This window comes from Paenibacillus sp. sgz302114 (assembly GCF_056120345.1).
In genome coordinates, this window is record NZ_JBVYOI010000002.1 from 634,389 (window position 1) to 648,536 (window position 14,148).

The 14,148-nt window shown below is 53.3% G+C and carries 8 protein-coding genes; all 8 read right to left on the reverse strand.

The genetic code is table 11. The features are described from left to right. Positions 1-19: 19 nt before the first annotated feature. Positions 20-724, reverse strand: coding sequence for a copper homeostasis protein CutC (locus tag AC0LWF_RS07985; protein ID WP_474651015.1), 705 nt, complete (start codon positions 722-724; stop codon positions 20-22). Positions 725-861: 137 nt separating this feature from the next. Beyond that, positions 862-4,311 carry an endo-alpha-N-acetylgalactosaminidase family protein gene (locus AC0LWF_RS07990; protein ID WP_474651016.1) on the reverse strand — a complete coding sequence of 1,150 codons (3,450 nt, stop codon included), beginning with the start codon at positions 4,309-4,311 and terminating at the stop codon, positions 862-864. Then, the gene (locus AC0LWF_RS07995; RefSeq protein WP_474651017.1) at positions 4,311-6,701 is read right to left on the reverse strand and encodes a hypothetical protein; all 2,391 of its coding nucleotides are present in this window, start codon (positions 6,699-6,701) and stop codon (positions 4,311-4,313) included. Before AC0LWF_RS07995 ends, AC0LWF_RS07990 begins: the two co-directional genes overlap by 1 nt. A 97-nt stretch (positions 6,702-6,798) precedes the next feature. Continuing rightward, complete coding sequence (locus AC0LWF_RS08000; protein WP_474651018.1) at positions 6,799-8,460, reverse strand: extracellular solute-binding protein; 1,662 nt, start codon at positions 8,458-8,460, stop codon at positions 6,799-6,801. A gap of 51 nt (positions 8,461-8,511) precedes the next feature. After that, the gene (locus AC0LWF_RS08005) at positions 8,512-9,408 is read right to left on the reverse strand and encodes a carbohydrate ABC transporter permease (protein ID WP_474651019.1); all 897 of its coding nucleotides are present in this window, start codon (positions 9,406-9,408) and stop codon (positions 8,512-8,514) included. Between the two features lie 24 nt (positions 9,409-9,432). Continuing rightward, positions 9,433-10,413: an ABC transporter permease gene (locus AC0LWF_RS08010; RefSeq protein WP_474651020.1), complete on the reverse strand. Its 981-nt coding sequence runs from the start codon at positions 10,411-10,413 to the stop codon at positions 9,433-9,435. A 407-nt stretch (positions 10,414-10,820) separates the two neighbouring features. Further along, positions 10,821-12,521 carry a sensor histidine kinase gene (locus AC0LWF_RS08015; RefSeq protein WP_474651021.1) on the reverse strand — a complete coding sequence of 567 codons (1,701 nt, stop codon included), beginning with the start codon at positions 12,519-12,521 and terminating at the stop codon, positions 10,821-10,823. After that, positions 12,518-14,095, reverse strand: a complete 1,578-nt coding sequence (locus tag AC0LWF_RS08020) for a response regulator transcription factor (RefSeq protein ID WP_474651222.1) — start codon at positions 14,093-14,095, stop codon at positions 12,518-12,520. The genes AC0LWF_RS08015 and AC0LWF_RS08020 overlap by 4 nt, the downstream gene beginning before the upstream one ends. Positions 14,096-14,148 lie beyond the last annotated feature (53 nt).

The window sequence follows — 14,148 nt, forward strand, 5'->3', positions numbered from 1 at the left end:
TAAGCTGCCTCCTTGTTTGTTATCGCTGATTCAGAATGGCGCGCAGGTCCGAGAGCCGAGCCGAATCAATCGGCGCAGTGGACGAGCCGCTCTCGCGAACGCCTGAGCCAAAATGTACGGCCCTCACCTGCGTCGCCTCCGCGAACTCGGACACCGCTTCTACTGTAAGACCGCTGCCCGCCAAGATTTCTAGCGATGATCCTTTCGCTTGTACCTGCTGGACGAGCTGAGCAATCTGTTCGGTCGCATGCAGCACATTCGGCACGCCGCCGGAAGTAAGTACCGTGCGAACCTGAGGGTAACGCATCAGCGTATCAAGCGCCTCAGCCTGGTCTCGGACTTCATCGAACGCGCGATGGAAGGTTACCGGCACATCGCCTGCAGCTTTAAGCAGCTGCTTCAACTGCTCTTCATCGACGGTCTGATCGGCGTTTAGCACGCCAAGCACGAACGCGCCGAGCTTCGGCAGCCGCATCGCCCGAATCTCCTGGATCGAGCGGATCATGTCCGCTAAATCCGCTTCCGAATAATGAAACGACCGGCTGTGCGGGCGAATCATAATGTGCATCGGGATCGTGCATACCGCCGCTACCTGCGAGATGACGCTGGCATCAGGAGTAAGCCCTCCCTCTTCAATGACTGAAACAAGCTCAATCCGGTCGGCGCCGAAGCGCGAAGCCGTTATGGCGTCTTCCTCTGTTAGTGCAATGACCTCAAGCAGCATCGCCAGTCTCCTTTCTCGTTGTACCTTGTATCTGCGGATACTGCCTACGTGCCACTAGCGAATCGAATCTATCCATTCACTATAGCATGTAAAACTTTCATATCCGCGTGACAGAATTACGATCTATAGGGATATTATTACTGAATTTCGTCCATCCGGGACACTCCGAATTGATCGATTACTAGAGAACCTGGACTGCTATCATGCCTCATGATCGCGATGTAATAATCCGAGAATGCGCCAGTCGTCACTTCCGCTTGCCAATCATGAAGCCCTTGGCGTAGTGGCTCAGTTTCCAAGTCCTGCTCTGCCCCGCCATCGCTCGTACGCACAACAATCGTATATTGCCCTCCATGCTCCACTTGATAGCGCAGAGATAGTTGATAAGTGCTATTCGGCAGCAGCCGGACTGTTGAAGGCAGCGTGCGCAGCAGCTCGCCGGTCACCTGATCGAGCGTCTTCAGCGACCATTCCCCTTCAATCGTATCGTCCGTATAACCTTCATGCCGCTGCGAGAGATGCGTCTTGTTCACCTTCGGCTGCGCGCTGACGAACGGCCCCCAGCCTGCATCCACTTGTTCAAAATCTTCATAATAATCATGTGCGCTCTCGCCGCTCGCACCTGCCTCACTTACCCGTACATCGTCAAAATAAACATACGACTCCGCATCGCCCTGATCAGCGACAAGCGATAGCATCGGCGGAAGCGCATCCGCTTGTTGCGGCGGCTGGAATCGAACTTGAAGCCTCTGGTAATACGTGCCTCGTTTATCCGAATCCGGGTCCCAATTGACGACAGCCGTTCGGTCAATCTCGTGTACCTTCGCTGCACCATCACAGCCATCGATCCGAAGCGCGGCCCGGCGGCCATCTGACACTTGCACCCACACAGATGCAGAGTAAGTGGCGCCTGGTTTCAGCCCGGCCAAGCTTTGATTCACCCAAGCATCTGCACCGTCATTACCGCTAATGCGGAGATAAGATTGCCCATAGCTCGTCGCCGCGATCGCAATATGCCCGGTGTCGCCCGAGGAAGATGACTTCGTCCACCAGTCGAAGCTATGGCTGTCGAAGCCCATATCTTTTACAGGACTGCCCTCTCCCCAGATGATCTTCGGATTCGGCGGCGCTTCCTCCTGGTACAGCACATACGGCGTGTTAGCCTCCGCACTTACCGTAACCATTCCCGAGATCGCTTCGACATCCTGCTCATGAACACGGCCGAGCGCAGATAGCCGGTACAGCTTTACGCTGCCGTTCTGAGGCCAGTGTAACGGAAGCTGCCAGCGTGTCATGCCGCCATCTTTGTTCCAATGGTAGATTTTCGTCTCTTGAATCGGGTCCCATGGCAGGAAGACGGTATCGCCTCGAGCGATCAATCGCCCATCCTTCCGAATGACCGCAGCTCCGTCCTCGATCCTCGAGGTAACGCCGCCCTCAAGAATCGCCTCGACCGAAGGCGTCCATTTCATCAGCGCAAAATGCATCAAATACCGGTATGGCAGCTGCTTCGTGTAGAAGGCGCGAACAACGGAAGTGAGATCACGTTCATTTTGCCAGCCCATGAATCCGTTATCGCCATAGCGGTCATAACCGCCCTTCAGCAGCACATCCTCGGCATAGGCATCCTTATCCTGATGGCGAATGAACCGGGAGATGACGCTGTCTCCAGTTGAGTCATGCGTCCATATCGCATCCGCATCGAGCGCATCGGCTTCCTCGGTCCAGATCGTATAGCCAAGACCACGAAGCCGCTCCACTATACGCCAAGCCGCCCAATGCTCATCGCGGTACGTATCGACGTAGACGAAGCCAAGGTTAGGAGCTTGCTCCTTCAGCTCATCGAGACGCTTATCGAAATTGCCGGACCGTATATCCGCTTCCCGGTCGATGTAATACGACTGGTCCATCCACCGCCAGCCGGGAGTCGTCGTCACGAGCGAAGACGAATACGCTCTTGCTTCGGGGTACGCCTCGCTATGATTAATATGAACGCCGACGACTGCTCCGTAATCGAGCGCACGCGTTGCAAGCAGGTTCAGATCACGCAGCCCGCCTGCCCGCTTATTGAAGTTATTTCCATAATCGGGGTGACCGCTATCATGCCCTTCGCTTTGATAGCCTTTCAACTCCAGCATCTGACCGAAGCCATCGGTATAGAGATGAAGCTTCTTCACATTGTCCAGAATCCGTAGAAAGGGAAACTGAGCCAAGCTGCCGAAGTTCATCGCAATATGCGCATAGCTGCACCGCAGCGTATCCGCTCCCGGGATCGGCGGCAGCGCTTCACGCACGGCTATCGCGCCGTCCTGCCAATCGACGATTCCGTCGCCATTGCGATCTGCCGTCACAAGCACCTTCGCCCACGGCTCGCCTGTCATTCGCATATCCGGTCCCCGGTACGTCCAATAACCGTGCCACAGAGCGGTTTGTTTATACCCGCTTCGCTGCACAGTCCGCACGCACAGCCGCCTGCGATTGTTCAGTGAATTGCCGATGACGCTTGCAGCCAGCTCTGCTGTATGAACGATAGCAATGGCTTTATAAGCAGGCGCCGCTTCCGGCTCCAGATCAGCGGCTATAGCGAAGCTATCGCCTTTAATCCCTTCCGATAGCGCAACCGCAGCGCCTGACTGCGTATCCCGCACAGAGACAAGCCCATGATTCGGCAGCGCAATCGTTCGAATGCGGAACTCGCCTCGTTCTTGAATAGCTGTGATCTTAAACTCCAGAGATGCGCCGGATACGGTGATTACCGCTGTCATCTCGACCTGAAGTTCAGGAAACTGCAGCTCGTACGCAGCCGAGTTCGCTGAAAGCCGCTCGACGGCAACGAGCGGTTCATACCGCTCGTTGTTCAAATCGACGTATTGCAGCCGCTCCTCCTGACCATGCAAGACCGCGCCGGATGCAAGCCAGCGATAACCGAGTACACGAGGAAATGCAGCATCGATCTCTACCGCGAACAACTCGGACGTTAACGTCCAGCTTTCTGTACTCGTGTCATCATCGGCATGTCGCTGCTGCTGATACTTCGGCGCATCAATCTCCCTCTCACTCACCTCACTTATTCGAGCGCATCCGTCGCCGCTGCCGTCCTCCGCATGCCATGCGCGGAATCCGACCGCCCCGGACGACTGAACCGTCGACAGCTCCGGGATGCTCCCATGATAAACTTCATAACCGTTCATCATGACGGTAAGAACAGTCCCGACATATCGGATCACAAGCTCATAAGGATGATCTTCATAGAGCGGGTCGGACTTGAACAGCACGCCCCGCTCCCCGTCAGGCAGCGCCCATATCCAAGTGCTTCTGCCGAAAGGGTCCATCGGCGTATCGCAGCCGATGAAGATCCAGCTATTCGCGGAGGAATAGCGGATAATAGCACCTACTCTGCCCGCAAGGCCAAGCGGCGTCAACGTGAAGCGAAGCTCGCCATCGGCGAGCTTCTGCCGTCCTTCCCCCGAGAGTAGCGCAATCGTATCCGAGCCTCCTGCCGACAGCACCGAGGAGGCGCCAGCCTCCTCCCCTTCAAGCCACTGTCCGTCACCTTGAACAATCGTATAATCACGCAGCCGCTCCATTAGTTCGCTTCCTTCCGGACGATTTCACATTCGCCGCGAGTCGCCACTTGAACCGTGACGACCGGCTTCGGATCGCCCTCGAACTTGCAGCTGAACGACAGCGTCTGTCCGCCTGCTCGCAGCACCGGCGCTTCGGCGCTAGCCTTCACTTCCCTGATGATATTCCAATTTAGGTCATATACGCGGCCCTTAGAACCGCCGTCATAGACCAAATATTGATTCGCTGCAATTTCCGTCTCGAACGTCATATAAGTGCCTTGCGTATAGAAGGTCGGCCGTTTCACTGACGCATCCTCGTTGCCGTAAGACGGAGAGACGCGTAGCGTGAATCGCAGCTGCTGCTCGCCAAACTTGTTGAAGAATGCCCAATCCGAGCCTCCCGGCTGCCCCGGCTGCAGCTCTTCCGGGCTGCAAGTGAGCGGCTTCGAGATGCTCACCGGATACAGCAGCCAGCCTCCCTCGCCTGCCGCTTCCAAATGCCAGTCGCTCTTCGGATCGCGCATCCGCTCGCGCTGCTCATCCGTGAAGACGCCAAGCCGTCGCGCGGTTTCCCACTCGCGAACGGCTGCAAGCAGCTCCTCTACGTTGCCGTTGCGCCGAAGCACTGTCATATCCGCAACAAGCGCGAAGCCAGCGTCAAAGCCCGCCGCCTTGGAGAGCACCCATTCAATCTCATCGAGCGTCGTCGCCTCGAAACGATCCGAAACGGAGCGGATAAGGAACCAGCCGAGCATCGGCGGAATGAAATTGCGCGCGAAGTAACGCTGATTCGTAAGTCGCCACTCGAGCTGACCCTCCCGTGTCGATATGCCCCACGGCTCTCCCCAATTGAAACGGGTGAAGATATGCCATAGATAGTTCGGCACGACGATGCTCGCGTCGTTAATGACCTCATGCTCCCAGCCTTCGTAGCACTGCTGAACGAAGCGGTTCACTCCATAGCCGTCTTGACCTGTCGCATAGCAGCCCTCAAGTCCGTCGAATGAAATTTGCCGCAGCCCTGTCTGCTGGAACAGCTCTGTTAACCGCTCCGTAAACTTATCTTGCAATTCCATGTTAGGGAAGAATACATCATACGGGTGATCCCATAGCCTGCCGATCGCTGTGCCAGCTTCATGTGCAGCTGCCGTCGTTCCGTTCACGCCGCGCGTTACGCCGAGAAGCTTCCATGGCGCCTGCTCCGACACTGCCTCATACTCGATCAGCTCCGTGCCAAGCTTAGCGGATTTCCGAAACAGGCTCTCGGTGAATGGTTGCGGATCAGCGATAATAAGCTCATCGCTCTCAGCACCAACCCCCTCGACAAGCAGCGAGACGCCAACCGTCTGCAAGCCCTCATGCGGCACCGGCGTCACGTACGAATCGTTCAACGTCGTGAAATTCGTCAAAGTATGGACACCGACGTATACGCCTTCATCCTCTGCCTGCTTCACACAGGCACGCATGCTTTCATCGCCGTTCGGGAACTGTCCCGGCTTTAGCACGAAATGCCCCCATTTAGTAAATGGATCCGGGTGATACACGTACTTGAGACCCGCCTTCTTCGTGTATGCCACGGCGTCGCCGATCGTGGATTCCGAGAAGTCCGTGATGAGATACGACTGGTTCGCAGCCTTCGACCTCTTGCCCCATTCCCCTTCAATCATCGGATGCGGCAATCCTTCGCCGAGCTCAATCGCTTCAATGGTATCCAGCACTTCGCTCACGTCGCAGCCGAAGAGAGCAATACCTGTACCGCCGAGCTGTGCCTCATCCCCCTGCAGCGGCTGCACTTCAACATCGGTCAAATTCCAGACCGGACGGCGTCCGCCCTTCGTCCGATTGCGGGCGAAAGCTTGCAGCAAGCTTCCTTCGCTGACCGGCCACGCCGTACTGTCGCCGTATTCGAATTTGCTGTCCGCATAAGGCTCGTTCGCACAAGGCTGACGCGGCAGCTCGGCAGGCCAGCCGCCAACCGTCTTCGCATTCAACGCCAGCATGCCGACCGCGAAGTCACCGTCATGAACGACGCCGACCGACTCGCCGATCGAATCGGCAAGCTTCGTCACATATGGCCCCCAGATGAGAGCATCGATCGCTTCTTTGCCTCGTGCGACCGCGATGAGAATGACCTCGAAAGTGACGTATTGCTGATTCACTGTGATTCGGACGTCCACCTCCGTGCCTGACTGTTCATAATAGAGCGCCAGCACGCCGCATTCCTCGTCGTACTTAGCAGAGGTCGGCGCTTCAATTTCCCTTCCATTCACAATTTGCAGCAGCGGATTCCGGTGTCCATCCAGCTCATAGCTGACACCGCTGACCGTGTGATGCAGTCCGATTAGTTCCCCTTTGTTACTGATTAGAAAAGACAGCTTCCCCGCCTCAATCCGTGCCATCGTCATCGTCATATGATCCTCTCCTTTTGCCTCTTAACTTTTCATATACGCTCGTAAACACGGATGTCCTTCCCAACTCGCATTGGAAAGGACATCGCAGCCTGACTTATTATTGTTTCAAATTCGCATCGTACACTTGCTGTGCTTCTTCCAGCACTTTGTCGCCGCCCATGCTCTTCCACTCCGCTACGAACGAATCGAAGTCATTCAGCGATTTGCGTCCTGTGATGAAGTCGATGAAGTTCTGCGTCGTGTACTGCTTCAGCTTATCCTGTGTTTCGTTGTAGACCGGTTTGTTGAACGGAGCGAGAATGTCGATGACACGAGTGCCCTTCGCTCTTGTGTCCTTCGCCAGCTGGCGCAGGCTTGCATCGGAGGTATAGGACGTTTGGAAGTCGTAGTCATTGAACGAGCCGCTCATCGAGTAGCCGCCAAGCCCAAGCTTCTGACGTTCTTTCTCATCCGTGTACTTGCCAAGGTATTCCACAGTGCCTTTGTCGCCGAGCTTCCACTGTTGGTCCTTATCGCCGAAGTTCAGCTTCTCATAGATGTCCGGCTCGAATTGGGAAGCCTCGAACACCTGCATGTACTTGATCATTTTGTCTTGATCGTCAGCAAGCTGCTTGCCGAATACGACGCCGGATGCATACGCCGGGTTGTACTGCGAGATGCCGTACTTGCCGTCTGGACCCTTCACGCCGCCTGTAATGGCGAAGTTAAAGTCAGGGTGCTTCGCTTTCAGCTTATCGTACCACTGTTCGCCGCCGAGGAATGCGGTGCCTGGCAGGAAGGACCACCAGTAGTACTCGATTGCGCCGACTTTATCGGTCAGCACCTTATCTTCAACGTTGTTGCCTTTGTTCACGACGAACTCAGGATCAATAATGCCCTTCTTATACCAGCGGTTCAGCACTTCAAGCGCTTGCTTCGCGCCTGGCTCGATTTCGCCGCGAACGACCTTGCCGTCCTTCTCGCGGAAGATGTTCGGGTAGGAATCGAATGCGCCGAATACGGAGCTGAACATGCTCTCGATGTTCTCACCGGAAGCCGTCATGCCGTATGTATCCTTCTTGCCGTTGCCGTCTGGATCGTCGTTACGGAACTTCGTCAGCAGGTCTTCCATTTCATCAATCGTTTCAGGCGTCTTCGTCACGCCAACCTTCTTCATCCAATCTTCTCGGAATCCGAGGTCGAGACCGTCGATACCGATATCCCAAATAACTGGAAGCGCGTAGATTTTGCCGTCACGTCTAACGTATTTGAACGGATCGTCGCCGAGGAAGCGCTTAAGCCACTCCACATACTTCGGCATATTCTGCTCGATCAGCTCTTGCGGAATTTCGGCGATAATGCCTTGCTGCAAATATTTATCATAATCCGTGAACGATGGCTCTTTCATCCAGTCCGGAATATCGCCGGAGGAGATCATCAGATTCACTTTCTCTTTGAAGCCTTCTCCGCCAGTTGGCACGAATTCGACGTCAACGCCGAATTTATCGCGAATCGCTTTCACGCCAGGCGCATCTGCCTTCGCGATTTCAGGGCTTGAGGTCCAGAATTTCAGCAATTTCTTCTCGGCCGGTTTATTGTCTGCTGCCGCATTGTTCGATGATGCATTCGTCGTATTCGTGCTAGCCGTATTATCCGACTTCGCCGAATTGTTCGTTCCCGCATTTTCATTCGAGCTCGAGCTGCCGCATCCCGCCAACACCGTAAGAACAAGCGAGCTTGCCATCGCGCCTGCTAACCAACGCTTATTGCTTCTTTTCACATCAACCACTCCCCTATGAATGTGTAATGCTATATCTATTAGAGAGGATCTTCATCCCTTAATAGCACCAATCATAACACCTTTGACAAAGTACTTCTGAATGAACGGGTAGACGATGAGCATCGGGATAATAGAGAACATGACGATCGTCGCTTGCAGCTGACGGCCCGAGAACTCGGTATCCTTGCCCAGATTTTGAATAAGCAGCGTAATGTCGGACGTATTGTTCTGGATGATGATTTTGCGAAGGACGACCTGCAGTACCTGCTTGCCTGGATCGGTTATATACATCAGCGAATCGAACCATGCGTTCCAATGGCCGACGCCGACCCAGAGGGCAACCGTGGCAATGACCGGCTTCGAGAGCGGAAGCACGACCTGCGTGAAGATGCGAAGATAGCCTGCACCATCGACGCGCGCCGACTCCTCAAGCTCTTCCGGAATAGAGCGGAAGAAGTTGCGCATGATGAGGACGTTGAACGCTCCGATCATGCCTGGTACGACAAGCGCCCAGATCGTGTTCATCATATGAAGCTCTTTGATAAGCAGGTAGGATGGAATCGTCCCCCCGGCGAACAGCATCGTGAACAGAATCATGCCGGTAAAATATTTATTCAAGGGCAAGTCCTTCTTCGAAAGCGGATATGCCGTCATCGAAGTAAACAGGACGGAGAAAGTGACGCCAAGCACAGTCCGCAGCAGCGTATAGCTGTAACCGGTCCATAGCTCTTTGAATTGAAAGGCAAGCTTATAGCTTCCGAAGGTCAGCTTGGATGGAAAGAGCACGAACCCTGAAGCGTATGCGGCTCCGTCCACGCCTCCGCCGTCAAGCGAGATGACAACCTGAGTCCAGAACGGATAAAGCGTAATGACCACGATGACGCCGAGCACCAGATAAATAATGAGATCAATAAATCGGTCAGCCGGTGATTTCTTTACGTTAATCATCCTAGAGAGCACCTCCTGTTCGTTCTACCATAGCGCGTGATCCTTGCCGCCGATCCACTTCACAATCCGGTTGACGACGAAGATGAGGATCAAAGCGACAACTGACTTGAACAGGCCGACCGCTGTGGCATAGCTGTAGCTCATTTCGACGATACCTTTGCGATACACATAGGTATCGATAATGTCGGAAACGTTGTACACCTGCGCATTGTACAGGTTAAAGATTTGATCGAAGCCTGCATCGAGAATGCCGGACATCGAGAGGATCAGCATAATGGCGATGATCGGGATAAGCATCGGAATGGAGATGTAGAACATCCGCTTAAACCGCCCCGCTCCGTCGATAATCGCGGCCTCGTACAGCATCGGATCAATGCTTGAAATCGCCGCGAAATAGATAATCGAACCCCAGCCAAACCCTTGGAAAATACCGGTTATAACGAGTATGGAGCGGAAGTATCTCGGATCTGCCAAGAACAGCACTGGATCGCCGCCGAAGTAGGTGATGATCGTGTTAACCGGCCCTTCCATCGAGAAGAAGGTGAAGAAGATACCGGCGAGTACAACCCATGAGATGAAATGGGGCAGATAAGAGACCGTCTGAACCAGCTTCTTGTACTTGGCGTTCATCACTTCGCTTAGCAGAAGTGCGAATATAATGGGCACCGGGAAGCCGAAGATGAGCTTGTAGAAGCTGATAATGATCGTGTTCTTGAGCACGGTGTAGAAGTAGTCGTCATGAAGAATTTTGTGGAAGACGTCGAAGCCTACCCATGGGCTGCCCATGATGCCTTTGAGTATTTTGAAATCTTTAAAGGCGAGCAGAACACCGTACATCGGCAAATAGTGAAAAACGATGTAGTAGATGACCGCAGGCACCATCATCAGAAGCAGCACGCGGTACTGTTTAACCTTTTTGAGCTTCTCTTTCCTTACCCTTGCCCGTTCCTGCTTAACATCACGGACAGCGGCATTTGACTGGCTAACGATTGCTGTTTCGTTCACCCGCGGCACTCCTTTCTTCGCTAGCGAATTCCTTTAACAAAACTATAACAAAGCCGCTTCCTCCTGAAATTATCAAATATTTGCGAATACTTTCAGTTTTCTACGATGTTCTAGAAATACAATAGAGCCTGCCCCAGATATTGGGACAGGCTCTATCAATAGGGATACCTCACTCGGAATTACTATTACCTTGTTCCACGGTGCGACTCTCGTTGTACATGCTGAGGCAGGTGACCGATTTGCTGTTGGCATCGTATGTGAACCTGACAGGACGAGCGCGATGCTGAGAGAGCGTAAATCGAACTCTCAGCGCGAAAATCGGCTGTTTAAGAATATGAGAGCTCAGATTCAGCACTCTCGAATAAGGTAGCAGCCGAAATCGGCAGTAACATCACGCGTATAGACCCTCACGCAGGGATGACAATCTTCATTCTTGTACCCTGCTCCTCTTCACTCTTTACTTCAATGCTGTAATCGGTGCCGAATTTCAGCTGGAGCCGCTCCTTGACGTTCTTCAGCCCGTAGCCGGATGAGTGGCTCTCCAGCAGTGTCTCTGCTGCTTCCGGCGGCATTCCGTTCCCGTTATCCTCAACGATGAACATTACTTTCCCATCAATGAGCTCCGCCTTAATCATTAATACGCCGCGCCCGTTTTCCTTACGGTTGATACCGTGAATAATCGCATTCTCTGCGAGCGGCTGCAATATAAAGTTGATCGTCTTGCAGCCGACCACCGCTTCGTCGATGTCATAGACCACGTCGAAGCTGTTCTCTTTCATCGTCTGGATAATCTCGATGTAGCATCTCACATGCTCCAGCTCATCCCGCACCGGAATGATGTTGTCGCCGCGATTCAGCCCTGTCCGGTAAAACTTCGACAACGTCGTGACGACATGACTGATATCATGGGCATCGCTTCGCAGAGCCTTCCAGTTAATGAACGACAGCGTATTGTACAGAAAATGCGGATTCATCTGCCATTGCAGCGCTTTAAACTCTGCTTCCTTCTGGACGATTTTGTTACGGAATAGCTCGTCAATGAGCTCATTAAGCCGAATCAGCATATTGCCGAAGCGGTTCGTCAGTTCACCGATTTCGTCCTTCGACTCGCTACGGACTCTCATGCTGAAATCACCGATCTCTACCCGCTTCATGAGCGAATTGAGCGATAGCACGCGCCGCAGCATCGTTTTGGAGAAGATCCAGATGACAATCAGAACGATGATCATGCACAAAGCGATAATAATGAGCGTTGCATTGATGATCGATCCGGCATTCTGCGTCAGCTGCGATGCGGGGACGATACAATAGATGGTCCAGCTCGTCAGCTCGACCGGCTTCTTCACGAGATAGGACTTAGCCCCTCCGAAGTCAATAAGGCCTTCCTTGAGCCCGCTAAGCCGAGTCATGTCCAATGCCGGCTCGTCGGCAGCTGCGGATGCTTGCTGATTCGAATAGATGATCCGTCCCTGCTTGTCCGTAATGATAACGGTATCGTCCTTCGCGAGCGCCGCTACATTGTTAAATAAACTGGCCTCGTTGATGCGCATATACACCAAATTCGTATCTTTGTCGTTTGAAAAATGGGGAAACTTGCTGACAACGATGATGCCGTTATCCGAGAACCACTGGCTGCCTGTACCTTTTAGCGCCTCCTTGTACCACTGCTCCTCGCTTACGCGGCTTGCTAATTGAACGGATTCGCCGTATTCAGGCACATAGGTCTGGGTGTAGAATTTGATTTCATCAATTTCCTTGTCCAGTATCGTCATCATCGTGAAGTAGGGGGACAGGTATTCCTTCAAATCGTAGGATAGATTGACGAGATCGCGGTAGTCATTCGATACGATCTTCTGAAAGGTCTTGTTATATACAATTGACTGGATCGTGTGATTATAGCGCTCGATCGAGCCGTTAATGCCGCCCGATATCGTATCGACGTTCTTCTCGATGCCTTGCATGCCTTGAATCTTGAGCATCTGCTCGGACTGATTGTACGCATACACGCCGAGCACGATAATCGGGATAATGATAACGATCAAATACGAGAGGAACAGCTTATGCTTGAATCGCAGCCTGTTGAACAGCTCTGTGAGCGCCCTCTTCATCGAACCGCCTCTTCCCGGAATTGCGACGGCGTCATGCCGTAATGGTTTTTGAAGAGCGAGCTGAAATAAGGGAAATTGCTGTAGCCGACTTCAAGGCCGATATCGATGATTTTGCGATTGGTCGTCAGCAGAAGCTCCTTCGTCCGTTCCATCCGGTATATAGTCAAATACTTATTGAAGCTGACGCCGAGCTGCTTCTTGAACAGATGGCTTAAATAGCTTGGAGAGAGATACACGCGATCGGCCAGCGCTTCCAGCGATAGGTCGGAGCTGTACTCGCTCTCAATAATCCGCACAATACTCTCGATGACCTTGCGCATCGAATCCGGCGAACCGGAAGCAGAGCCGGCAACGGAAGCGAAAATAGTGCCAGAGCCAACAGCAGGAGACTCCTTCTCTTCCAACATCGACAGTATGACCTTACGCAGGTCGCTTAGCTTGGAAGCACGGTATATCTGCTCCAGCTGCTGCTTGAACGAATCGGCACTCTTCTTCGCCGATGCCTCGAATATGGCCCGGACAATTTCGGTGCAAATGAATTTGACATAGATGACGGAGAATTGCTCGCTGCTGCGCAAATCGTTAAACAGCTGCTCGAATCGCAGCTTCGCCAGCTCGTAGCGGGACTGCGCAATATGCTGCCTTAGCTCCGTGAGTGCCGTGTCCACTACTGCCTGCATCTCTTCTTTGCCATGGGCCGCCGAATGCGCAAGCAGCACCGTGCCTTCATCGTGATAGAACTTGTATTCCAGCATCGATTCGGCAGCGGCAAATTCGTTCACGAGCTGCTCGCTATTCTCGGCGAGACCGCTCAAGACGATACTCAGATCCCCGCCGTACAAGTCACGGAACCAGCGAATGAACCGCTCGCCGGAAGAGATAAGCTCCTCTCGCGAAAGATCGTTCCCTTCGAGGATAAGCAAGCTCTGAAACTCATTCAGATGAACGAGCTCGAAGCTGCGCTTTAGCACTTCTGCTAGCCGCTGCTCGAAATGCTGATCGAGCAGATCGAAGAATCTCGTTCTGGAATCCAACATAACAAGCCGTACGCGCGGAATGCCGATTAGATTTGCCAGCGGCTGCGATTGCAGCTCTTCTCCACCGGCAGAATGGCCGAGCACGAGATTCGATAGCAGCTTCTGCTTCGAATAAAGCGAATCGTTGCGGTAGGCTTCTTCCAGCCGCTGCTGCTTCTCCTGCATTTGCAACTCTTCGCTGCACAGCTGCATAACCCGCGATACGACCTTCAGAAATTCATCGACCTGCACCGGTTTCAGAATATACCGGATCGCCTTCAGGTCGATCGCTCTCTGTGCATACTCAAATTCGCCGAAAGCGCTCATGAAGATCACTTTCACCGGGATGTCCAGCTCCCGGATCTGTGCCGCAAGCTGCAGGCCATCCATCCCGTTCATGCGAATGTCGCTAAATAAAATATCGACCGGATGCTCCTTCATGAACGCCAGCGCACTCTCTCCGCTATTCGCTTCAAAGATCTCCAGAGGCAGTCCGTACTTCTCAATCAGAAACTTAACGCCTTCTCTTTCGAATCGTTCATCATCTACAATGAGCATCTTGAGCACAGCATTCACCTCGAATCCATAATGAAGAGAGCCGCTTCACGGCA